Genomic DNA, 23,060 nt, shown 5'->3' with positions numbered 1-23,060 from the left:
GTCTGCTTAGTTAGTAGCGAGAGAGGATGAAAAGGTTCATTAATTTTTATCTCCACCGGCGAGTTGAGTATGCCAGGCAAGAGGGGCTGTAAGGATAACAGCAGATAGGAGTCCCACTGTCAGTAGGATGGTCCCTGCCCAGGCTGCGGTTGTAGTGGGTACCGAATTGACCCATGCCGGTAGGAAAAATGATGACCTCAAGTTCTGCAAAGTTCTCATTAGTGGTGCAAGTATCCCTAGGAGCAGTGCAATCCAAGAGCATTGCCATATGCATAAGAGGGCCACGATATTCGCCAGGAGTGTTATGGGGGCTATCGTTTGGGCAATAACTGGCAGGGGCCTTATTCCAGGGTTGATTGCAGTGACAATCAACAAGGCTGCTCCCCCGACGACAATGTTGGAGATAAAGGCCAGCAACAGTCTAGTAGCTACTACAACTTGAGGTCCCAGGGGCATACTGAGCATTAATTCATGATCATCTTTAATGGAAAAAACCAGGATCATCGTCAGTGTCATGTTGAGCATGAGCATATTTGAAAAGATATGCAGACCGAGACTGCCGTAACGTGCACCTTGCATAAGGTTGCCAATTAAGACGGAGCACGCTGCTATCGCAATTTCTACCAGTAAGATATATCGCGGTATGAGGCGGAATTGGGCCCGAATAAGTGGGCCACAGGAACGTACTTGGCGCATGAATGGAATCGGTTGATCCGTTGCCAGCGACGGCTTCTGGTGGATGGCCTTCATTACGCTAGTAAAAGCCGGAACTGCCGGCTGGGCATTCTGCTCTTTTTCCATAAGCGCCTTTTGAACCTCACCCTGGTATTCTTCGGTAACCGGGTTTGTGCTGTCTGGGCTTGTGCTCTTATATCGGTCTGTCATAATCACCCCTTCAATTACCTCTGGCTCTGCAGCTTATGGGGTTTGACTGGAGCGAGGTCGGTCAACTGCGGGCGCAGGATCTGCTTTGCCCGGGCAATGCGAGATTTCACAGTCCCAACCGGAACGTCGAGCAGGGAGGCTATTTCCGGGTAGGGTAACTCGTAGAGCCAAGCCAGGGTTACCGTATAGGCCATTTCTGCTGGGAGTGCATCAATCCTTTGCCGTATTATTTCCATCGTCAGGTCCTTATTGACCAGTTCTACAGGCTCCAGCTGATCATCGGTTATCGAGTCAAGTTCCACCTGATCCATTTGGTCAGGTGGTTTTGGTTTGCGACGTTTCATATAGACTTGCCGCCGGGCAATGCTGAGTATCCAGGTAAGCACCTTGCTGTCTGCGCGGAAGGTTTTTGAGGAACGCCAGCAGCCCAGCCATGTGTCAGCAAAAACTTCACTCGCATCCTCATCGTCGGATATTCGCAGGGAAATAAAGGCTTCGACGGTATGAGCATACTTATTGTAAAGTGCCTCAAAGGCCGATTCATTTCCGTCAGCCACCATCTTGATCAGCCTTATATCATCAGTATCTGGATCAATGCGAGATCGTTTCACTGATGATGTCCTTCTCTGTTTTGTCTACATCCTAGATATCGTCTTGCTTACGGCTATGCAAGCGGTTATCGCGGTTATGCTCCAGTGCTATTACGAATATGCTGAGATGCTGCTTCTGGGGTCGGCCATACTGTGAATCTGGTCGCAGGGCAATCCATTACTGTCTTGTATGAAGCTGATTCTTTTCAGGTGTCCTAGCGCTTATTTACGCCCTTTCAAGTACTTCCGTATCTTCTTCAGGGCCCAGTCGTAGTGGCTGGAGGTCGAAGAGATGAAGGCAGAGCCCAAGGTAGAGTTTCCGGTCCATGGGAGGGCGCCCTTGGTGAACAGCTGTTCATTGGTGAACGATTGCGCCAAGGCCATGACCTTCTTATGGGATTCGACGAACAGGTTCAAGGCCTGATCGTAGGTGGTGTCATCATGCTTGTCCCGCAGCTTCACATTCATCTCGCCGTAATTACGCCAGTTGTAGCCGTCCGGAAGAAAGTCGTGGGTCCTGCCCTGCTGGTTGTCCTCCACCCAGTTCAACAGCAGCTGATGCCACTCGTAGAGATGGACGAGCACGTCCTTGATGTTCCTGTCGCGTGCCCAATGGGCCCCCTTCTCCTTGCTCAGATCGAAGGAAAAGCGGCCATTGCGTTCTTCAGGTGTCAGCGGCTCAAGCAGCGCCACGAGTTTGTCGAAGCCATCATCAGCCGCCTTGATGAGTTCTTCCTTGGTGGTAGGTCGCGCCATGACGGTCCTCCATTTGTCTATTGTTGACAAGATTTGACTGGTTCATCGTCACCTGTCGCGGTTTGTTATTGACTGTACCTTATATGGGCCTTGCAAATGCTCGTGTGTAGGAAATCGTCGCATACTTCAGTGTTTACCTGTATTGGCGGGAAACCATCAAGTGCTCACAGTTGCACCTACCTAACAATTAAATTCATCAAGCCAAGCTCTGCATATACCCGACTTAATTTATTTAACAAGAGGCATGAGGGAATGGCAGATGTCGGCAGGCTTTGCTTGGCTCAAATATGTATTCGGGTGCATACAGCAGGACTTTATTACTCGCCTATGGCATGCGATATGACACTGACAGAGTTCTCGAATCTGGTGGTCAGAGCTTGGATTCCTGTGGCTGCGGCACCAAGCACGGATGCGATGAGCACCACTACGATCCAAGCGACCCATTGCACGCTCATCTGTGCTTTGCCCATGAAGCGCGAGAGCATGAAGGTAAGGGATGAGGTGCAGAGCAAGGTGATGACCAGGGAGAACAGTGTGCTGGTAATCATGGTGATGATGCCGTCAAGTGCGCCCAATACTCTGAGCTGGCCGATTCCAGCACCTGATACGTAGGTCAGCGCCAGATCAAGTCCTCTGCCTTTGGAAGTGATCAAGGTGCCTGCAATTGCACCTGTTATCGCGATGATCAGTGGCGGTCCAGTGAGCGCCAAGAGACTCGCAAACATGTCTGCGGTCGCCGGAACAGTACTGTCTGGTTTGGGGGGCAAAGCGACTTGCATGGTGGTGATCATCGTGCTCAATCCTCCGCTGACGGTCATCAGCAATGACAGACCTGCAGTCATCGGGATGATCGCCGCTCCCTGGCGCTGTATGCTGCCGACAGCCTGCTGGCCTGCCAGCCTCCAGGTTCTGGATGGCAACGCCACAATACGCGTCCATATCGCCGTGAATCTGGGCAGGAGGTATGGCGCGAAAGCCGCCAGCGAGAATATCAGGAGGAACATGCCGCCCATGGCGAAGGCAAGAAATACCGTCATCTGATCTGGAACGGCATCGCTGCTCATCTGACTGGCACGAGGGTTGGTTGCAAGTGTAAAAGCTGGAATCAGCAGCATACAGCCCGCGCCAATCAAGCATATGGTTCCCAGGAGGAAGCGGAAGACGCCTATCCGCTTTGGCGGATTCTGGGATTGCCTGAGTGCTTCCATTGGTCGTATTTTCGAGAGCGAACGGATAGTCAACAGGGTGCTTATGAGGATGGGCGCAGCGCTGAAAGCGAGGCCTTTGCCCAGCGAATTGAACAGGTGGCTGCTGGCATATGTCAAATGCAAATCGAGTGGATTTGTCACCATGGCGAAGATCAAGGGCGTAATCACTGGCAGCAAAAGGCAGGTGGCTGCAATAGACAGGATGAATAATCCCATGACAATCAGCAGATTCCAGGCCAGCAGTTGCCAAGGCAGAGCGCCTTGCAAAACCATGAGCGCCAGTTGATGCCGTCGTTGATTCAGTGCTGAGTTCATGACCCATAGCAACACAGCTACGGTGATGATCACGCTGAATGCTAAGGCGGGACCAGTGTATGCGGATCCAAGTTCCTGCTCCGGGCCCTGATAGTCCTGATCAATGATTGCGGCGACCGCAAAGAGGGAGCAGATGACGGTCTGGGATACGACCATGGCCAGCAAGACCGCGCTCCAGACCATGGGCGCTGCTTTGAGTTCGGACAGGGCGCCTCTCATGCCATGGGCGCTTTCGCAGAGAATGACTGGCTAATACGGCCATCGCGCACGGCAAACAGCCGATCGCACTGACCCGCCACCTCATTGTTATGCGTCACCAGTACGATGGTTTTCTTTTCGTGGTTGGCAAGTTCCTTCAGCACCGATATGACCTTTTCTCCGGATTCCTGATCCAGGGCGCCAGTCGGCTCGTCTGCGAACACCACGTCTGCGTCGGATAACAGGACGCGGGCCAGGGCAACACGTTGCTGCTCGCCGCCCGACAGTAGGGTGACGCTTTTCTTTTTCTGATCGATCAGGCCAAAGTACTTCAAGAGGGAATCCGCCGTCTTTCTGGGAAAGCGGGTTCCGCGAAGGGTGAATGGCAGAGCCAGATTCTGTTCGACCGTCATGCTGGTGATCAGGTTGTAGGACTGGAATACGAAGCCTAGATGCTGGCGTCTGAACTTGGTCATGGCCGACAGCCCCAGACGGGTTATGTCCTTGCCCAGCAGAAGCACAGTTCCACTAGTGGCCTTCTCCAGCCCAGCCAGGCAGTACAGCAGCGTCGATTTGCCGCTGCCTGACGGCCCGATGATGCCGGTCATCTCCCCCGGATAGGCAGTGAATGCGATGTCATTGAGAATGGTCAGTGAATCGCCACGGCGCGGGGAGACCACCATGGACAGCCCCATAGCTTCAATCGTTGGTGTCGGTCCTCTGCTCACGCTTACGTTGGGGTTATTCATAGTAGCATCTTTCCCTTGGATGATCATCGACGACCTTCCAGACCGAGGCATCTACGCTCAGTAATGCTGATTCGCCTCGCAGATGTCATGTGCCCTCGTTCGTCGCTTGACCCTGTATGACGGTCATCCTTGTCGTCATCAGTCAATTCCATTGATATCAGCGAAGAAGGGATGAAATACCCTGATTTACCCTGAATTATCCCTGACTCGGCCCTGATTTTTCGAAAAAAGGGGCATGTTTAGGCAGGCATGCTTACGCGGCGCCACCGACTATGTCAGCGGCGCCGAGGTCAGCTGATTACTGCTGCAGCCTCATTCGCCAACAAGCAGCAGGGATTTGATGGCGGTGCGCTGGTCCATGGCCTCATAGGCCTCCTGGATGTGATCCAAGTCAAAGCGCTTGGTGAAGACCTTGCCTGGCTGGATGCTGCCCTTGAGCACCTCTTCAAGCAGCAGATGCCTGTCATATGTGGTGACTGCGGCCGTGCCTCCTCGCAGCCCGACATTGCGCCAGAAGAGTTTAGAGGTGTCCATGGTAGCCTGCTGCGGTACGCCGACCCTGCCGACTACTGCGCCGGGCCGGGCTGCTCTGACAGCAGTGTCGGTGGACAGTTCGGTGCCCACGCATTCCAGGACGGCATCGGCTCCGGCTCCGTCGGTGAGAGCCATGACCTGCTCCACAGCAGCGTCGCCGCGTTCAGCCACGATGTCAGTGGCCCCGAATTCACGAGCCAGCTTCTGTCGGTCCTCATGCCGGCTCATGGCGATGATGCGTTCGGCCCCACGCAGCTTGGCCGCAATGACTCCGCACAGACCCACCGCCCCATCACCCATGACCACGACCGTGTCGCCTTCTTTGACCTGGGCTGTAGCGGCTGCATGATAACCGGTGGCCATCACGTCGGAGAGGGTCAGCAGAGAGTCAAGCATGTCGTCGCTGTAGTCCTCAGGTTGGCCTGGAATCTTCACCAAGGCCCAGTCCGCGTTGGTGAATCGCAGATACTCGCTTTGATAGCCGCCGCTCCCCCGCCTGTCTGGATCAAGGCAGTCACCGTCGAAGCCGGCCCTGCAGGCGGCGCAGTGCCCGCAACCATGGGTGAAAGGCGCTATGACGAAGTCCCCTGGCTTGACGTGGGTGACATCGGAGCCCACCTTTTCGACCAGGCCGATGGCCTCGTGCCCTACGTGACTGCCTGAGGGCATTGAGGAAATCCCACGGTACCACCACAGGTCGGATCCGCACACGCAGGCCCGGATGACCCGAATCACGGCATCTCCGGGCTTTTCGATGGTCGGCATCGGCGCTTCCTCCAGCTCGATGCGGCCTGGCTTCACAAACTTTGCTGCCTTCATGCTCATGCTCCCCATTCTTCACTACCTGGCGTATCCGTCTGCCAAGTATGCGGATGAAACATAGTCTACGGAGTTCAATCCGCTTGAAGTCAAGTTAAATCCTTATTGTGCGCGATTCACAGAGGTACGGACAAGATGGTCGCATGGGAATACGGTCATTAGTTGCAGTCATATATAGGTGCTTTATAGGCCGTATAAGACTTGCTATGTATGAGGTCGCGTATTGAGGTATTGTCATACACCTTGTGACACACCTTGTAACAAATCGTATGCATCTTGGCATGCACGTCATAGGGCGAACCGCAACGATTCAGCTCACTTGGAGGAGCTTTCAGGACCGGCAAGTTCCTTAAGGAAGGCAGCGTAGGCCTGGGGGTTGCGATGGTTTTTGCCCGCTTGAACGATCAGCCCGTGATATTCACGCAGATCGTTCAGTGGCCATTGATCAACCCGAATAAAATCCGCCTCGTACTCTTCACCCTCTTGGTATGACCGCAAGGAGGCCCACCCCAGACCGTCCAGCATCCGGCGTGCATAGGCGTCCCAGATAAAGCAGCGCTGGCCGAAGGCATAGAGCCGTATGACATCCGCCGTCTCGCGTCCAACCCCGGTAATGGTGAGCAGGTCGTCACGCAGACCTTCATCCGCGCAGTCCTCCACATCGGCCGTGCGGATGCCATGAGCCAGCAGCCACTGAGCCAGGGCCTTGCATGTGCGTGCCTTGGCTTTCATAAAGCCGCTTGATCTGATCAAGTTCGTCAGCCTTGCCAGGTCGACGTCGGCCATGTTGCAGGGGTCGAGCAGATCGGCCTTGCGCAGCTGCTCGATGGACATGGCCGCGTTCCCCCAGGCCGTATGCTGGACCAGCACCGCTCCGATCATCATCTCGAAGTCAGTCTCTGCCGGCCACCAATTTTGCAATCCCAGACGAGCGAGCAAACGTGAGTACAGCCACTTTGAGCAACCGGCATTTACCTTGCCTGAATTGCCCATAAAGCCTCCACCAAATTATTTGACGCTTTCATGGTAACAGCTGGCTCCAGCTGGTGCGGAGCGAGTCAGAGAATGGCAGGCGCCTGGGCGAAGTCAGTGATAGCACCATCGGCCTCAGAGCGGATGGAATCCCAATCCTTGGCCGAGGACTGGTCGTACATGGCCCAGACCTTCATCCCAGCGCGCTTGGCCGAATCGACAGCGACCAGAAGATCCTCGAACACTGTGCAGTGCTCAGGTGGAACGCCCAGCATCCGCGAAGCCAACAGGTAGATTTCCGGCTCCTCCTTGCCGATGCTTTTGGCGTCATCCACGCTGCAGACCTGGTCGAAACAATCGGTCATCCCAGCGTGCTTCAGAGCAGCCTGTCGCAGACGCGGCGGGAGGCTGGTTGCCACCGCCAGGGCGGCACCGCTGACTTTTAGCGCTTGCAGGTAATCGAGTGCGTGGGGCTTGGGCTGCACAGCTGTGGCGTAGAGCAGGAGCGCGTCCTCGTTCCACTCCTCCACAAGATCTTCTGGGCGCTCGTCAAGGTGGAAGCGGTCAATGGTGTACCTTGCGATGGCGCCGGTCTGCATGGAGGCCACTGCAGATGCGTAATCGTCCGGCATGGGGATGTTGCGACGGGCGAAGAATCGTTGGTCGATTTCCTTCCAGACTCCCATAGAATCCAGAAGTGTGCCGTCGAGATCGAAAATGGCGGCCTTACCAATGTTGACTTTTATTCCAGTTTCGCCCACGCAGCAAGTTCTCCTATTCGTAGAAGTTTTCATACTAACATGACTTCAGATCAGGTCTGGACCGGTGGGTTAGAGCCAAAGCACTTACCAATCAGCCTTTACTTCAGAAAAGTAGGTATATTCAACAGTTTAATGTTGCCATACAAAACGCCAATCCAAGCGATTGTCAATTATTTTGCGCTCAGTGAGTGAAAAGCACATAAAAGTCGAAGAATACATACAATATTGGTTGAAACAATGTTAGCATGCAAATACTAGAGAAAATCACCGAAAAGGAGACTTATGGCTATTCAAGAAACAACAGCGGCTCTGGCTGATCCACTGCGTCGTCGTGTGCTGGATCTCTTGGAACAGGGCGGCATGGAGGCCGGACGTCTGGCAGAAAAGCTGGGAATGACGCCATCCAAGCTGTCCTATCATCTGAGGAAGTTGAAAGAAGCCGACCTGATTGTCGGCCACAAACAGGGCACCAGGGTTATCTATGAACTCAATCTGAGCGTGCTGGACAGTACCATTCAGTGGCTCTACCGCCTGCGGACAAGCGCCAGCGACAAGAGAAGTCTGCCCGAGCCGCAGACTGTGAGCAAGGAAACTGGTTCGACGGCGGTTTCCGAGTCCTAAGGAGACTCTCATGGCGAATGGTGGCAAAGCGGGTCGGTTCGTCCCGACCCTGGTCGTGGCTCAGTGGTTGCCGGGGATGATCATGCTGGGCGTAAGCTGCTTAGTGGTCAATCGTCTGCCGAATGAAAACGTCCCGCTTCATTGGAATGCACAGAACCAGGTGGACCGCTGGGGCTCTCCCCAGGAGCTGGTTTGGATGCCCTGCTTCTGTCTGGTCATTGCGCTGATTTGGACCATCCTCATGCTCGTCCTGCGGGCATATTTGATTAAACGTGGTGATGAAGCGGGACATACTTTGACCGTTTTTCTGCTGGGTGGGCTATGCATGCAGATTATTCTCGCTGTTTTAGATCTGTTCGAAATAGCTTCCGCTGATCCTCATTGGGGTTGGTGGCCGACGGATTTCGGCATTGATAAGGTCGCCATGCTTTTGATTGGTCTGACTCTCATAGTCATCGGCAATCTTGCTCCTAAAACCAGACCCAACGGCATCAGCGGTTTTCGAGTGCCAGGTGCCTACGCCAGCCGCGAGGCTTGGCGCCGTTGTCAGCAGTTTGGCGGGGTGCTCTTCATGATTCTGGGCGTGGTCATGATCCTGTCTGCCCTAGCTTATAGCGGAGTCAGGCTCTATTGGATTTGTGGAACCGCTCTGGCAATCGCTCTTGTACTCATTCTTGCCTATGGTTCATACGCTGGCAGAAAGTATGCCGGGCAGGGAGAACCTGTCTACCACCGTTAGTTCCTGTAGGCAATGCGTGAGCTAAAGGGGACTGTGAATGACAGATCAGGATACAAGTAAGAACTTCCTGAATTCGAAGGAAGGATGTCGATGCTGATTTAGACCAAATCAAGTATCCGGCGCCATGGTGCTCTATTAGCGGCCATGGCGCACAGCCTGTATTTCATGGAAACTAGTTTGTCAAAAACAAGGATTAAAGCCAGCGCACTTCTATCGGGGTTTACTGTGGATGTAAGAGCATCCCCGGTATCTTTCTCGTCCAACTAATCCAAGAATGACTGGCTACACGCCCAGCAATCACCCGCACGTTCACCCGCTTGAACTTGCATAGCTATCTAATCAGTGTAGATCCCAGGGAAGTTCTTGCTTTCTTAGCAACGATCCACAGGTTTGCTTAAATTTATGAATTCATATACGCCATCGTTTGATTTCTGCAGCATAGAACCATCAATTTTAAATCCCGCTTTCTGATAAACTTTGATTGCACGTTTATTGAAGCTGGCTACTGATGGAATTATCAATTTATAATTGAAATTATTCTGTATAAAGGCTTCAATTTCTTTAACGAAAGATAATCCTAGCCCTAGTCCAGTTAAATCCGGTCTCAATCCTAAACCGACTTCAACCTTTTCCTCTGATAACCTTTCCAAGCAAAAATAACCAACCAGTTCATCTTTATCATCCAAAATCTGATAGTACTTATTTGCCCGCAACCTTGGAGTGATTATTTCTTCAAAATCTTCTGGATCATTCTCCATATCATAAAAACTATACGTATCGCTGTAATGCCATTCTCTGGCGATCTGGTTTGCATTTGCTTGAGTTAATAACGCTATTTTTTCAAACTTCATATTTTCTCCTTACGCAATATGCAGACTCAGAATTTATATTGGCAACAATGATACAAAGACCTCGTTTAAGTGACCCCAGAGTAAATCAATCAAACCCAAACTTCGGGAAAGACACGAATCCTGTAAGTCAAGTTTGCATTGCGCTGCTACTGGAGTGAGATGGTCGAGGTGCCGCGCCCGCCCGCAGAGGTATGGAAAGGTCCCTGGCCCGGCTCCTTAGTCGGCCCAGGGACCTTCTTTATTTGCGCTTTTTCTTCTCGCGGATATGCACGGAGATCTGGATGGGAGTGCCCTCGAAGCCGAACTCCTCGCGCAGGCAACGTTCCAGATAGCGGCGGTAGCCGTGCTCCAGGAAGCCGGTGGCGAAGATCACGAAACGCGGCGGCCTGGTCGAGGCCTGGGTGGCGAAGAGGATCCTGGGCTGCTTGCCGCCTCGCAAGGGATGCGGGTGCGCAGCCTGAACCTTGCCCAGGAAGGAGTTGAGCTTGCCGGTCGGTATGCGCTTGTCCCACGATTCCAGAGCTGTTCGCATGGCCCTGGCCAGCCGGTTGGTGTGCCAGCCGGTCTTGGCAGACAGGTTGACCCGCTCGGCCCAAGTGACCCGGTCGAACTCGGTCTGCCAGAGCCGCTCAAGACGCTGCCGGCCGAAGTCGTCCAGCAGATCCCACTTGTTGAAGACCAGGACGATGGCCCGACCGGCATCCACGGCCTGGCTCATGACCTTCAAGTCCTGGTCGGCGATGGGCTGGGAAGCATCGAAGAGGATGAGCGCCAGCTCCGAGCGCTCGATTGCCGCCTGGGTGCGCAGGCTGGAGTAATACTCAGCACCCGAGATCTTGTGCAGGCGGCGCTTGATGCCGGCGGTATCGATGAAGAGCCAGTCCTCGCCGTCCACCTGGACCACCTCATCGACCGGGTCGCGGGTGGTGCCGGCCACATCGTGGACCACTGCCCGCTCCTCGTGGGCCAGCTGGTTGAGCAGGGAGGATTTGCCCACGTTGGGCCGGCCGACCAGAGCCACCCGGCGCAGGCCTTCCGGGGTGAGGAATCCCGAGGTCTTCTCGGCCTTGCTGAGCTGTTCCAGTGCTGCGTCCAGCAGGTCGCCTATCCCCCGGCCATGCATGGCTGAGATGGCATAGGGTTCGCCCAGGCCCAGCTTCCAGAATTCGGATGCGGTGTAGTCGGCCATCCGGTCATCCAGCTTGTTGACAGCCAGGACAACCGGCTTACCGGCGGCCCGAAGCATGGTGACGATCCGCTCGTCGCTGGCGGTCAGCCCCACCTGACCATCCACGACCAGAATGACGGCATCAGCCAGGGACACGGCTACCTGTGCCTGGGAGGCGATGGCGGATTCGATGCCCTCCACATCGCTCTCCCAACCCCCGGTGTCCACCAGCTTGAATTGGGTGCCGGCCCATTCGGCCTCGTAGCTGACACGATCCCGGGTCACGCCAGGGGTGTCCTCAACCACGGCGGCACGTCGGCCGAGGATCCTGTTGACCAGGGTGGACTTGCCCACGTTGGGCCTTCCCACCACGGCCAGCACGCCTACGGCCTTAGGGCCTTGGTCCTGGTCATCCTGGTTCTCGGAGCCGCCCTCCAACAGGGCACGGTCTTCTTCATCCAGCTCATAGTCGTCCAGGTTCCGGGCGTACTCGTCGTAGGAGTCCTCCTCCATAGCCGAGGAGACCAGATCGATCAGGACCTGCAATGTTTGCTCGAAGGTCAGATCGGAGTTGTCCACGGTGGTCACCCCGTCGGCAGCGCTCATGAAGGAGGTGACCTTGGAATCCCGGGCATCCCGTGCTGCCAGATCTTCGGCGCCGGCTGACCCGGACTGGGCCTGGCCGCTGCGGCGGGCCTGACGGACCTCCTCACGGGCTGTCAGCAGCACACGGACCTGGGCATCCGGGGCCACCACGGTGGTGATGTCCCGTCCTTCGGCCACCACGCCGCGCTCCTGATCGGACATGATGGCCCGCTGGGCGGCGATGAGAACATGGCGCACGGCCGGAATCGAAGAGACCACGGAAACATGCTCGGAGACCTTGGTGGAACGTATCTCTTCATCCACGTCGCGATCATCCAGGCTGACTCTGGGATGTTCGGGGTCAAGCCCCATGACCAAGTGGCCACCGGTGATGGAATCGGCCACGGCCTCGGTGATTGCCTCCTGGTCGGGTTGGTCCGCGTCCAGGTCCAGCCCGCGGTCCATGCACCATAAGGTGACCGCCCGGTACATGGCACCGGTATCCAGGTAAGCCAGTCCGAAATGCTTGGCCAGGGCCCGCGATGTGGAGGACTTGCCTACTCCCGCAGGGCCATCAATGGCGACAGTGATCACAGTCCGACCTCCTTATCCAGAGCCTTGATCTCGGCGGCGGAGAGCACCCGATAGGAGCCCGGACGAATCTCGCCAAGTCGGATGGGGCCGATCTGGGTGCGTACCAGCCTTGTCACCGGGAAACCGATGGCACCGAAGATGCGCCGTACTATCCGGTTCTTGCCCGAGTGCAGGACCACCTTGACGATGGTGTGCTCGCGATTGTGGTCGATGATGGCGCAACGGTCCAACCGAATCAGGCCGTCGTCCAGCTCCACACCCTGGGTGACCAGCCGTCGGCAGACGTTGCCGCCAATGTGGCCGCTGAGTGTAGCGATATAGGTCTTCTCCACCTCATAGCGCGGATGCATGACGTGCTGGGCCAGCTCCCCATCGTCGGTCATGAGGATTAGACCCTCGGAGTCATAGTCCAGCCTGCCCATGTGGAAGACTCGCTCGTAGCGGTCCCCTATGATGTCGCGCAGGGTGAACCGGCCCTTGGGGTCGTCCATGGTCGAGAGGACCTTGCGGGGCTTGTTCAGGGCCAGGGTGACGTGCTTGTCGTTCAGATGGATGCGGGATCCATCCACCCGGATCTGCTGGCGGGAGGGGTCAACCCGGCTGCCCAAGGTGGTGACCAGCTCGCCATCGACCTCGACCCTGCCCTGGGTGATGATTTGTTCGCATTTGCGACGAGAGCCGAATCCGGCCTGGGCCAGCACCTTCTGGAGGCGGATGCCCTCCTCCCCCTGTTCGCGCGCTCTGATCGCCTGTGTGTATGGATGTGGCATCGTTCTCCCAACGTGGCCTGATAGATATGTAACGGATACCGTTCTGGACGACCGCAGCCGCCGAAAGGTCATATCATACTATATCGGAGTCTAGGGAAGTGTTGTTGGCTTGCCCTAAGCTTGAAACTGTTGTTGTTCATTGTCGTCGAAGGGATTGCAAGGTGGGGAACATGACTATGGAAGCAAGTGCTGAGCCGGTCCTCGAACAGGCCGACGAGCAGGTTGCCGCAAAGCCCGTCCGCAGGCGGATCAGGCCTCGTGATGTTCGTTGGATTCGTGCCGCCGCCGAGTTGGCGGGCACCTTCTTGATCTGCGCGGTCATCTACCTGTCCTACAGCTTCGGCCAGCTGGTCATGGGCCAGCCTAGCGTGGTGCTGCCGGTCCTGGGAACCGCCCTGACCTACCTGGTCGTTACGGCCATGCTGGGCGGCGTCTCCGGCGGGCACTTCAACCCTGCCGTGACCGTGGCAGCCATGTTCACCTCGCAGATCAGCATGGTGGACGGGCTGATCTACATCGTCGCCCAGGTGATCGGCGCTATTGGCGCCGGCGCACTCGCTGTTGCCCTTGTGCCGGTCAGCAGGTCTGTGCCGGCCAGGACCTGGCTCATGTTCTCGGTGAACGGTTTTTCCGGTGGCTCGCCAGCTGCAGCCACTCTGGGTCAGCAGCACATCGCCTTCGGGGCACCCATGGCCATCGTGGTTGAGCTGATCGGCTGCATGATTGTGGTGGCTGCGGCCATCACCACCCTGCGCTCTGACGGTCGTGCCCGTCGCAACCATGCTCTTTACACCGGGCTGGCCTATGGCGTCGGCGTGCTGGTCACCTACCCCATCACCTGCGCGGGACTGAACCCCGCTCGCTCCACCGGCATCGCCATCTTCGCCCAGTCCAAGCACATGGCCGTCAGCCCGATCTCGCAGCTCTGGCTCTTCTGGATCTGCCCCCTGCTGGCTGCATCCCTGGTGGCCCTGGTCATCATCGTGACCAGCATCATCACCGACAACATGGCCATGCGTGCCATGGGTGTCGCCACTGATGCCCAGCCGGAAGCACAGGCACAAGTAGATGCCTTTGCTGCAACCGGTGTTCAGGCTCAGACGGGCACAGATGCTCAGGCTGATGCCTTTGCTCCTGCAGGTGCTAAGACTCAGGATCAATCGGCCCAGGCCTCTCCTGCTCCAGTTGAAAGCTCCGCCGCTGATGCTGCCGACACCTCAGCTCAGACTGTCGATGTGTCAGCTCTTTCCGACGTCGATGCTGTCCAAGATGCCGATGCAAGTAAGAATGCTGATGCTAACCAGGATGCTGTTGCACATGTCGATGCGGGAACCATTCCCGATCTGCAGGCCGAGCCCCTTCACACTGCATCTGAAAAAGAAGACAGTGACAAGGAACCCAAAGACAAGCCTACTGAAGACTGAACCACTAAGGATCGAAAGCCCGGAGGGGGTCACAGCAACAGCTGAATGCTGAAGTAGGTGACCAGAAGGCCGATACCCAGGGCGATGCAGATAAAAGCGTCGAAGGGTACTGACCGCACCTTCCAGGGGCTGCGATCCTTGAGAATCAGGCGCAGGGCGCCGCAAACCAGGGCCGCGATGGACACCAGTCCAGTCGCGGCCCAGGTGTATCCGCAGAAGGCCACGAGCGCGGCGACAAGAACCACCAAAAAGATGATGCCCTCGCAGATAGGACGACCCTCCTGAGCCTCCGAGACGAAGGGATGGCCTCGACCCGATGTCTTGGGCGGCTGTGGGGGCTTGAGATCCGGGTTCTCGGTCTTATTCGCGTCTGCCATGCTCTCCTACCTCTGCACTTGCTCTGCCGGTTCGAGCCTACCAGCGCTGCTGACGCAAAGCGACCGTGCCGCCATCGCCCTCGGACGATGATGACACGGTCGCCGTTTCAACAAGGAGCCAGAGCAGCCTGATCAGTTCTTGTGTTGGAAGATCAGATGCTCGTTGGCGAAGGTGTCGAAGCCCAGGCTGTAGAGCTCGCGGCCGTAGCCGGAGTTCTTGACGCCGCCGAAGGGCAGCTCAGGCATGGTCACCCAGCTGCCGTTGATGAAGGTCATGCCGGTCTCGATGCGACGGGCCAGAGCATCCGCATGGTCGGTATCCGAGGAGAAGACCACACCGCCCAGGCCGTAGCTGGAGTCGTTGGCCAGTTCGATGGCCTCATCCTCGTTGGCAACCTTGTAAATGGAGGCCACAGGGCCAAACATCTCCTGGTTGTAGACGGGGTTGTCACGGTCGATGTCCGTCAGAACCGTCGGGGTGAAGAAGGCCCCCGGCGAATCGTAGGGCTTGTTTCCGTAGGCAACCTTGGCTCCACCGGCCACAGCGCTTTCGACCTGCTTGGCCAGGTTGTCGCGGGCGGAGACCATGCACATGGGGGCCAGCGTGGTTTCGGGGTTGCTGGGATCTCCTAGAACCGCGTGTGAGAAGGCATCGACGATGAGCGAGACGAAGTCATCGTAGCGGTTCTCTGTGACGATGAAGCGCTTGGAGGAGGTGCAGACCTGGCCTGCATTCATCAGCCTGGCACTTGGTGCCACCTTCTTCAGCAGATCCCAGTCAGCGTCATCCAGGACGATGAAGACGTCGTTGCCGCCCAGCTCCATGGAGGACTTCTTCAGATTGGCTCCGGCCGACTTGGCCACGGAAGCGCCGCCGCGCTCCGACCCGGTCAGTGCCACGCCTGAGACGCGGGGATCGGCGATGGCACGGTCCACCTGGGCATAGTTGACGAAGAGGTTGGTCAGGCTGCCCTCGGGGGCTCCTGCTTCTCTCACGGTCTGTTCGAAAGCCACTGCCGAGCCGGGCACGTTGGAGGCGTGCTTGAGGATCATCGGGTTGCCCAGAATGAAGTTGGGGGCGAACACACGCATGATCTGGTAGTAGGGGAAGTTCCAGGGCTCGACCATGAAGACGATGCCGGTGGCCTGCTTGATGTAGTAGGCCTTGCCAGCGGGGTTGTCTAGGGGAACGGGGGCCAGCAGATCCTCGGCGTGGTCGGCGAAGTAGTCGGCGATGTCCGCGCACAGCTCCACCTCGGCGCGGGCCTCGCCCACCAGCTTGCCCATGTCCAGGGTCAGGTTGGCAGCCAGGGCATCCTCGTTCTGGCGGAAGAGCTTGGCAACCTGGCGCAGTTGTGCGGGACGGTCTCCGGGGCCTTCTTGCTTACGCCAGGTCTTGTAGAGGTCATGGCCACGGGCCAGGGCGTTCTCCAGGTCCTCGTCGGTGGCATCGGGGTAGGTTTTGACAAGTTCATTATTAAAGGGATTGACAGTCTGATAGGTCACAATATCTCCTTCGAATGATTGATAACCAGTCAGCATCTTCGCTGGTCAGTCCATTCAGCATATCACCGCATTGGACCCCGCGGTCAAGGAATTTGTCGCAGGGCGACATTCGACCGCGGGGTCCGGTTTTATCAGTGGAAGAAGTGGCGGGTTCCGGTCAGATACATGGTCAAATCAGCATCCTGGGCGGCCTTGATCACCTCAGGATCACGGATGGAGCCTCCCGGCTGCACCACGGCCCTGATGCCGGCCTGAATCAGATACTCCAGACCATCTGCGAAGGGGAAGAAGGCGTCGGATGCGGCTACCGAGCCTTTGGCCCGGTTGCGGCCCTCGTCCAGGGTGTTGGCACGTTCGACTGCAAGGTGGCTGGAGTCCACCCTGTTGACCTGGCCCATACCGATGCCCACGGTGGCTCCCTGGTTGGCCAGGAGCACCGCGTTGGACTTGACCGAGCGGATGGCCCGCCAGGCGAAGGTCAGATCATCCATGGTTGCCTGGTCGGCCGGGTTGCCGGAGACCAGACGCCAGGTGGAGGGATCGTCTCCCGGGGCGTCGATCAGGTCGGGCGTCTGTACCAAGGCTCCCCCGTCGATTTGACGGATGATCGGGCGCTGACGTGGGCGGCGTTGCACGGACAGGATGCGCAGGTTCTTCTTGGTCCGCAGCAGGTCCAGGGCCTCGGGCTCATAGCTTGGAGCCACAATCACCTCGGTGAAGACCGGCTTGATCTGCTGGGCCATGGTCAGGGTGACCGTACGGTTGGCGGCGATGACCCCGCCATAGGCGCTCATGGGATCGCAGGCGTGGGCGCGACGGTGGGCCTGGGCGATGTCCTCCCCCACGGCCAGACCGCAGGGGTTGGAGTGCTTGACCACGGCCACTGCGGGCAGGTCGGGGAAGTCCCAGACCGAGCGCCAGGCGGAATCCGCATCCACGTAGTTGTTGTAGCTCATTTCCTTGGCCCCACCCAGGTGCTCTGCGGCGGCGAAACCATCACGATCCAGTGGGTCCAGGTAGAGGGCGGCCTTCTGGTGGGGGTTCTCCCCGTAGCGCAGTTGGCTGGCCAGACGCCAGGTGCGCGTCAGCGCCTGGGCTGGCTTCTGATCCTCGACCTTGTCCTGCTTGTCGTCAACCCATGTGCGTGCGGTCCACTCGGCGATGGCCGCGTCATAGGAAGCGGTCAGGGCGAAGGCTTTGGCAGCCAGGCGTCCGCGCTCGGCCAGGCTGAAACCGGTGCCGGAGGCGATGCGGTCAGCTGCCAGGGCATAGTCGTCCGGGTCGGTGATCACAGCCACGCTGGCATGGTTCTTGGCGGCGGCCCGGATCATGGCAGGGCCGCCGATGTCGATGCGCTCCAGGCACTGGTCAGCATCGGCGCCCTCGAGGACCGTCTGCTCGAAGGGGTAGAGGTTGACCACCACCAGGTCGAAGGGGGCTATGCCCAAGTCTTTGAGTTGCTGGACATGGTCGGGATTGGTCATGTCGGCCAGCAGCCCGGCGTGGATATGCGGATCCAGGGTTTTGACCCGGCCGTCAAGACTCTCCGGAAAACCGGTGACCTTTTCCACCGGGGTGACCTGGACGCCCAGATCCTGCAGCTTCTTCGCGGTGCTGCCGGTGGAGACGACCTCGGTGCCTGCCTGACGGAAGGCCGATGCCAGGGCCTCAAGACCCTGCTTGTGGTAGACCGAGACCAGTGCTCGGTTGATAGTTCGATTCGTGGTGACCATGGAAACTCCTACTCCTATGCTTGAATGCCGAGGCGCCCCGCCACCTTCGGACCTACTTGCCTGGTCTGCGGGTGGACGAAACCTGTCGTGGTGTGTCTGCTCGGTCGGTTGCCTTGGACTCCTTTCTCTCCAGACCGCGTGATAGGTTGTGTTTTTCCTTGTTTTCCGCCTGGGCGGAAGTCTTTTTGTCACCTGCCTGGCGCAGATAGTCAACCAGGGCATCCTTGATAATGACCAGGGCGGCTATGACGAGTGCCAGTAGCCACACTCCCAGCAGGCCGACCCCCAGGGAGGTTCCGATCATTCGCAGGGAAGAGGCTATGGGCACGCCCACTCCGGTCAGTCGCTGGCGGCCCAGGGCCCCGTTGGATATCTGGAAAAGCAGGGCAAGGCCGAGCAGGGTGACCAGCCAGGTCAGGGCCATGGACAGGGTTGCCATCAGGAAGCAAACTGCCGTATCTCGGGATTTCAGCCCTGCTTGGTGCACGGCAGCGTGAATTCTGACCCCCCATGGCCCGGTCAGTAGCAGAATTCCGGCAACCACGCCGGCCAGCAGAGGAATGTTGAGCAGGAGCAGACGAACCTCCTGCTGGGAAACCGGCTCTGGGAACAGCCCAAAGAGGGGCAGTGAGGGCAGACTGGATGCGTGGCCCGACCAGAGGGTGAAGGTCGCCAGACTGCCTATGTTGAAACCGTTTCCGAAGAGCCAGGAGGCGGCCCAGATAATCAGGTTGGGCAGCCAGGCCAGGGAGGCCAGGCTGGTCGTTACAGCCGAGGCGGTACCCATACGCGTCAGTTTGAACAGGCGGCCCACGTCTCCGTGGTAGAGGGCGATCCATACAATCAGGGCCATCAGGCCGGCGGCCAGCATGGCAGCCAGTAGGATCAAACCGGTCGTGAGCCCGAGCCGAATGGTTCTGCGAACCTGAACAGGCACGGCCTCTTTGATTCGTTTGGCAAGAGCCTGGCGGAACGGTTCAGAGCGGACCCAGGCCCAGCCGTAACCCAATAGGAAGACCAGGCTGGTCCGCAGAAGAATGACCGGGGTAGTGTCTACCTGGATGGTCTGGCTGCCCTGCATGAGAATGAGGTTGCACAGCACCCAGACGACCAGGCCGGCAATGCAACCACCGACGGACATGCCAAGCCGACTGACCAGGGAGCGAATCATCCAAATCAGCAGGCCGGTCAGCAACAGGGGGATGACGGTCAGGGTCAGGGCCCCGGCCGTGAACCCGCAGCCCTGAGTGAGCAGGGTGATGGTTTCCGTCAGGGCCACAGTGGCCATGGACAGGGAAGGCCCGCCCTCCTCAATGGAAATAACGAGCAGGAGCAGGGCCATGCAGGCACCGAGGGCGACGGTGTAGATAAGCATGGCTAGGAAGGCCTCTAGGGCCCCCCGGAGCCATGCTTTCACCCTGTCGGTCATATGATGGCATGCTCCCGCAGCAGTTCGCGGGTCAGTCGGGCCGTCTCGCCGGGTGTGGTGCCCACCTTGATGCCGACGGACTCAAGCACTTCCTTCTTGTCGGCGGCCGTACCCTTGCCGCCCGAGATGATGGCTCCGGCATGGCCCATCTGCTTGCCCTCCGGGGCGGTGAAACCGGCGATATAGGCCACGATGGGCTTGGTCATGTGGGTGGAGGCCCAGTGGGCGGCCTCCTGCTCAGCCGAACCGCCAATCTCGCCGATCATGACGCAGGCCTTGGTCTCAGGATCGCGGTTGAAGGCCTGCAAGGCCTCCAACATGGTGGTGCCCACAATGGGGTCGCCGCCGATGCCCAGGCAGGCGGTGAAGCCGATGGAGGACAACTCTCCCATGAGCTGATAGGTCAGTGTGCCGGACTTGGAGACCAGTCCCAGCGGGCCGCGACCGGCGATGCCCTGCGGGATGATGCCCAGGTCCACGCCGACGCCGTTGGGCCGATCGGACATGGTCATCAGTCCCGGGCAGTTGGGGCCGACGATGCGGCAGCCGTGTTCCTTTGCCAGGGCAACGCAGTAGGCGGTATCGGCTACGGGAATGCCCTCGGTGATAACCACGATCAGGGTGATGCCGGCCTCGATGGCCTCGACCATGGCATCCTTGGCGAACCTGGGCGGAACGAAGACCACGGAGGTGCGGGCTCCGGTCGCCTGTCGAGCGGCTGCACAGTCGGCGTATACGGGCACATGACGGGCCTGGCCGTCCGGACCGTCGAAATCTACCGTCATTCCAGCCTTGCGGGCGTTGACTCCGGCCACGATGTTGGTACCGGCCGCCATCATGCGGGTTGTATGGACCATGCCCTGGTGACCGGTCATGCCCTGAACCATGACGGGGGCGCCGTCTTCAACGAAGAGGGTCATCGTCCCGTCTCCTTTCCTGCCTGAGCGGCCAGAGCCACGGCCTGGTCCGCCGCCTCCTCCATGGTGCGGGCCACCTTGAGCCGAGGCTGTTGGGCCTTGGCCAGCAGGTCCAGTCCCTCGGCAGCCTCATTGCCGTCGAAGCGGACCACGATGGGCCGGTCGTCGTTCTGGTCTTGCTTGCCTTCAGCGTCCACGGCGGCCAGGATGCCCTGGGCCACCTGCTTGCAGGAGGTGATGCCTCCATAGACATTGACCATGACCGAACGGACCTTGGGATCGGAAAGGACCACGTCCAGGCTGGTGCGCATGACTTCGGGCGAGGCTCCGCCGCCGATGTCAAGGAAGTTGGCCGGCCCGATAGGAACGCCCTGTCGGCGTCCCGATCCGGCGACCGCATCCAAGGAGCTCATGACCAGTCCTGCGCCATTGCCGATGACGCCCACCTGACCGTCCAGATGAACGTAGTGCAGGCCCGCGGCCTTGGCTTTGGCTTCCAGTGGGTCAACCTGAGCCGGGTCCGTGAAGCGCTTCCAGCCGTCGTGCCGGAAGGCTGCGTTCCCATCCAGGGAAATCTTGGCATCGAGGGCATCCAGGTGCTTGGTGGCTTCGTCGTCCGGATCGCCCACCTTGGCCAGGGGGTTGATCTCGACCAGGGTCGCATCGCTGTCCTGGAAGGTGTGCCACATACCCAGAAGTATCTGCGCAGCCTGCTCCAGATCGGCATGGTAGAAGCCGATGCGCTCGGCCATGGTGCGGGCGGCCCGTCTGTCGAAGTCCTCCAATGGGCCGATATGCAAGCGCCGGATTGATTCGGGATGCTCGCGGGCTATGGTCTCAACCTCGGTGCCGCCGCTGGCCGTGGCCAGAACATCGTAGTCCCGGGAGGTGCGATCCACTGAGATGGACAGGTAGTACTCGTGCAGGATGTTGCGGGCCTCGGTGACCAGAATCCCGCTGACCGGATGGCCGTCGATGTTCATGGGCAGGATGGCCTGAGCCAAGGCCACGGCCTGCTCGTGATTCTCGGCTCGCTTGACCGCTCCCGCCTGGCCTCTGTGGCCGATGGTGGCCTGGCCCTTGATCATGCAGGGGTAGCCGATGACGTCGGCCGCCTGGCCGGCTTCTTCTGCGGTTGAGGCATAGACGGCCCTGGGCTGGGAGATGCCATGTTCAGCGAGCAGTTGCCTGGCCTGGTATTCGTACAAATCCATGGTGAAAGTCCCCCAATCGTGCTCAGGCGGGCATGTTCATCAGGCAGGTGACCGGGTAGGCACCGAGGGCCTTTCGGCCGTCGAGACCGTTGAGCTCCATGACGAAGCTGAAACCAGCCACCTGGCCTCCGGCCTGCTCCACCAGACGTGCAGCCGCCTGAGCAGAACCGCCGGTGGCGATCAGATCGTCCACTATCAGGACTCGCTGGCCTGGTTTGAGGCAGCCCTGCTCGATTTCGATGCGGGCGTTGCCGTATTCGAGGGCGTATTCCTGGCTGTAGGTGGGGGCAGGGAGCTTTCCGGCCTTGCGCATGGGCAGGAAGCCCTTGCCCAAATCGGTGGCCAGCTGGGGACCAATCAGAAAGCCGCGTGCCTCAAGGCCGGCTACCAGGTCGAAGTCCTCTGGCTTCACGGGTAAGGTGCGCTTCATGGCGTCGAGGATGATGGCCAATCCCTTGGGATCCGACATGGCCGGGATAAAGTCCCTGAAAAGGATCCCCTTCTTGGGAAAGTCCGGAATGGTACGGATCAATGAGATCAGATAAGCGGCGTCATCATCGCCGACCTGCTTAAGTTCTCCAACCTTGATATCGTCCGATTGAGCCATGATCTTCTTTCTGTCTTGCTCTTTGGAAGTGGTTGCCGGGGCCATCATACGCGCGCCGCGTTTCCGTTCAGAGTCAGCCTGACGGAAGGTGTGGCGCGCGTATAAGGTTCAGGACTTGGCGGAAGTCGAATCTGAAGCCTTGGAAGCATCGGATTCGTCAGCGTCATCCGACTTCTCCGCAGTCTTGGCCTTGTCTGATTCGTCTTCAGGCTCCGGTTCGGAATCCGACTTGGATTCAGCCTCATCCTCGGGCTCTGAGGCGGCGAAGTTCTGTGTGGCAGTATCGTCAGCGGCGGTTTCTTCGCCATCGGCATTGTCGTCGGCGTTGTCATCGTCTTCAGCGGCGGTGACCTCGGCGTGGGCATCCGCATTTTCGGGCAGGGGGTTGCCGTTTTCGTCAACCTCGTCGTCGTGGATGTAGGCGGGTACGATGGGGGGCTTGGTGATGGCCTGGATGCGCCAGCGGGACAGCGAACCCTCGGAGTCGATAACCACCTGCTCCTTCTCCAGGTCCACGGAGACAATCTTGCCCAGGAGACCTTGGGTGGTGGCCACCTCGTCACCGGGCTGCAGGGACTGGCGGAAGTCCCGGATGGCTTCCTGCTGTTGCTTGCTCTTGCGGGAGCTTCCCCACATCATGGCGATCATCAGGGCGATGATGACGATCATGAAAATCATGGATCCCATGGTTGTTTCCACTCCTTGTTTCGACGGGTATCAAACGGCGATATACATTGC

At 58.3% G+C, this 23,060-nt stretch carries 22 protein-coding genes; 3 read left to right on the top strand and 19 right to left on the bottom strand.

Annotated elements, in window-relative coordinates:
* Nucleotides 1-39: 39 nt before the first annotated feature.
* The 8 genes from P272_RS0107180 to P272_RS0107140 all read right to left on the bottom strand — a co-directional run bounded on the left by P272_RS0107180 (nucleotide 40) and on the right by P272_RS0107140 (nucleotide 7,760).
* Nucleotides 40-885, bottom strand: coding sequence for a hypothetical protein (locus P272_RS0107180; RefSeq protein WP_029678865.1), 846 nt, complete (start codon nucleotides 883-885; stop codon nucleotides 40-42).
* Nucleotides 886-899: 14 nt separating this feature from the next.
* Nucleotides 900-1,496: an RNA polymerase sigma factor gene (locus tag P272_RS0107175; protein ID WP_155805040.1), complete on the bottom strand. Its 597-nt coding sequence runs from the start codon at nucleotides 1,494-1,496 to the stop codon at nucleotides 900-902.
* 201 nt (nucleotides 1,497-1,697) lie between these two features.
* A complete protein-coding gene (locus P272_RS0107165) occupies nucleotides 1,698-2,231 on the bottom strand; it encodes a ClbS/DfsB family four-helix bundle protein (RefSeq protein WP_029678863.1) in 534 nt (177 codons plus the stop codon).
* A gap of 317 nt (nucleotides 2,232-2,548) precedes the next feature.
* Entirely contained in the window at nucleotides 2,549-3,937 is a 1,389-nt protein-coding gene (locus P272_RS0107160; protein ID WP_029678862.1) for a hypothetical protein, read from the bottom strand.
* A gap of 32 nt (nucleotides 3,938-3,969) precedes the next feature.
* Nucleotides 3,970-4,728: an ABC transporter ATP-binding protein gene (locus P272_RS0107155; RefSeq protein ID WP_029678861.1), complete on the bottom strand. Its 759-nt coding sequence runs from the start codon at nucleotides 4,726-4,728 to the stop codon at nucleotides 3,970-3,972.
* A gap of 285 nt (nucleotides 4,729-5,013) precedes the next feature.
* Nucleotides 5,014-6,069 carry a zinc-dependent alcohol dehydrogenase family protein gene (locus P272_RS0107150; RefSeq protein ID WP_216476241.1) on the bottom strand — a complete coding sequence of 352 codons (1,056 nt, stop codon included), beginning with the start codon at nucleotides 6,067-6,069 and terminating at the stop codon, nucleotides 5,014-5,016.
* A 300-nt stretch (nucleotides 6,070-6,369) separates the two neighbouring features.
* Nucleotides 6,370-6,939 carry a DNA repair protein gene (locus P272_RS0107145; RefSeq protein ID WP_172636723.1) on the bottom strand — a complete coding sequence of 190 codons (570 nt, stop codon included), beginning with the start codon at nucleotides 6,937-6,939 and terminating at the stop codon, nucleotides 6,370-6,372.
* 173 nt (nucleotides 6,940-7,112) lie between these two features.
* A complete protein-coding gene (locus P272_RS0107140; RefSeq protein WP_029678858.1) occupies nucleotides 7,113-7,760 on the bottom strand; it encodes an HAD family hydrolase in 648 nt (215 codons plus the stop codon).
* 309 nt (nucleotides 7,761-8,069) lie between these two features.
* On the opposite strand from P272_RS0107140, the gene P272_RS0107135 reads away from it, so the two are divergent.
* The gene (locus P272_RS0107135; RefSeq protein WP_044097886.1) at nucleotides 8,070-8,408 is read left to right on the top strand and encodes a metalloregulator ArsR/SmtB family transcription factor; all 339 of its coding nucleotides are present in this window, start codon (nucleotides 8,070-8,072) and stop codon (nucleotides 8,406-8,408) included.
* A 10-nt stretch (nucleotides 8,409-8,418) separates the two neighbouring features.
* Nucleotides 8,419-9,147: an SdpI family protein gene (locus P272_RS0107130; RefSeq protein WP_029678856.1), complete on the top strand. Its 729-nt coding sequence runs from the start codon at nucleotides 8,419-8,421 to the stop codon at nucleotides 9,145-9,147.
* A 371-nt stretch (nucleotides 9,148-9,518) separates the two neighbouring features.
* On the opposite strand, the gene P272_RS0107125 is transcribed toward P272_RS0107130, so the two are convergent.
* The 3 genes from P272_RS0107125 to P272_RS0107115 form a co-directional block, all read right to left on the bottom strand.
* On the bottom strand, nucleotides 9,519-9,998 hold the full coding sequence (locus tag P272_RS0107125) for a GNAT family N-acetyltransferase (RefSeq protein ID WP_029678855.1): 480 nt from the start codon (nucleotides 9,996-9,998) through the stop codon (nucleotides 9,519-9,521).
* 238 nt (nucleotides 9,999-10,236) lie between these two features.
* Nucleotides 10,237-12,345 (bottom strand): bifunctional cytidylate kinase/GTPase Der, encoded by a 2,109-nt coding sequence (der, locus tag P272_RS0107120; protein ID WP_029678854.1) that lies wholly within the window; start codon nucleotides 12,343-12,345, stop codon nucleotides 10,237-10,239.
* Nucleotides 12,342-13,115, bottom strand: a complete 774-nt coding sequence (locus tag P272_RS0107115; protein ID WP_029678853.1) for a pseudouridine synthase — start codon at nucleotides 13,113-13,115, stop codon at nucleotides 12,342-12,344. The genes der and P272_RS0107115 overlap by 4 nt, the downstream gene beginning before the upstream one ends.
* Before the next feature lie 170 nt (nucleotides 13,116-13,285).
* Here P272_RS0107115 and P272_RS08925 point away from each other — a divergent pair, with 170 nt between their 5' ends.
* On the top strand, nucleotides 13,286-14,539 hold the full coding sequence (locus P272_RS08925; protein ID WP_052323232.1) for an MIP/aquaporin family protein: 1,254 nt from the start codon (nucleotides 13,286-13,288) through the stop codon (nucleotides 14,537-14,539).
* 29 nt (nucleotides 14,540-14,568) lie between these two features.
* Here P272_RS08925 and P272_RS0107105 read toward each other — a convergent pair whose 3' ends face one another.
* From P272_RS0107105 to P272_RS0107070, 8 genes are all read right to left on the bottom strand, one after another.
* The gene (locus P272_RS0107105; protein WP_253269683.1) at nucleotides 14,569-14,916 is read right to left on the bottom strand and encodes a DUF3017 domain-containing protein; all 348 of its coding nucleotides are present in this window, start codon (nucleotides 14,914-14,916) and stop codon (nucleotides 14,569-14,571) included.
* A 132-nt stretch (nucleotides 14,917-15,048) separates the two neighbouring features.
* Nucleotides 15,049-16,422, bottom strand: a complete 1,374-nt coding sequence (locus tag P272_RS0107100) for an NAD-dependent succinate-semialdehyde dehydrogenase (RefSeq protein ID WP_029678850.1) — start codon at nucleotides 16,420-16,422, stop codon at nucleotides 15,049-15,051.
* A gap of 131 nt (nucleotides 16,423-16,553) precedes the next feature.
* Entirely contained in the window at nucleotides 16,554-18,155 is a 1,602-nt protein-coding gene (purH, locus tag P272_RS0107095; RefSeq protein ID WP_029678849.1) for a bifunctional phosphoribosylaminoimidazolecarboxamide formyltransferase/IMP cyclohydrolase, read from the bottom strand.
* 52 nt (nucleotides 18,156-18,207) lie between these two features.
* Nucleotides 18,208-19,584 (bottom strand): cell division protein PerM, encoded by a 1,377-nt coding sequence (locus tag P272_RS0107090; protein WP_052323231.1) that lies wholly within the window; start codon nucleotides 19,582-19,584, stop codon nucleotides 18,208-18,210.
* Nucleotides 19,581-20,504 (bottom strand): succinate--CoA ligase subunit alpha, encoded by a 924-nt coding sequence (sucD, locus tag P272_RS0107085; protein ID WP_029678847.1) that lies wholly within the window; start codon nucleotides 20,502-20,504, stop codon nucleotides 19,581-19,583. The genes P272_RS0107090 and sucD overlap by 4 nt, the downstream gene beginning before the upstream one ends.
* Complete coding sequence (sucC, locus tag P272_RS0107080; protein WP_029678846.1) at nucleotides 20,501-21,715, bottom strand: ADP-forming succinate--CoA ligase subunit beta; 1,215 nt, start codon at nucleotides 21,713-21,715, stop codon at nucleotides 20,501-20,503. Before sucC ends, sucD begins: the two co-directional genes overlap by 4 nt.
* 22 nt (nucleotides 21,716-21,737) lie before the next feature.
* Nucleotides 21,738-22,322 carry an adenine phosphoribosyltransferase gene (locus P272_RS0107075; RefSeq protein WP_029678845.1) on the bottom strand — a complete coding sequence of 195 codons (585 nt, stop codon included), beginning with the start codon at nucleotides 22,320-22,322 and terminating at the stop codon, nucleotides 21,738-21,740.
* Between the two features lie 108 nt (nucleotides 22,323-22,430).
* Complete coding sequence (locus P272_RS0107070) at nucleotides 22,431-23,009, bottom strand: preprotein translocase subunit YajC (protein ID WP_052323230.1); 579 nt, start codon at nucleotides 23,007-23,009, stop codon at nucleotides 22,431-22,433.
* Nucleotides 23,010-23,060 lie beyond the last annotated feature (51 nt).

Source organism: Bifidobacterium sp. 7101, assembly GCF_000499285.1.
Classification (GTDB): domain Bacteria; phylum Actinomycetota; class Actinomycetes; order Actinomycetales; family Bifidobacteriaceae; genus Bombiscardovia; species Bombiscardovia apis_A.
Note: the sequence above shows the minus strand (reverse complement) of the source record. Positions and strands in the feature narration are given on the sequence as shown.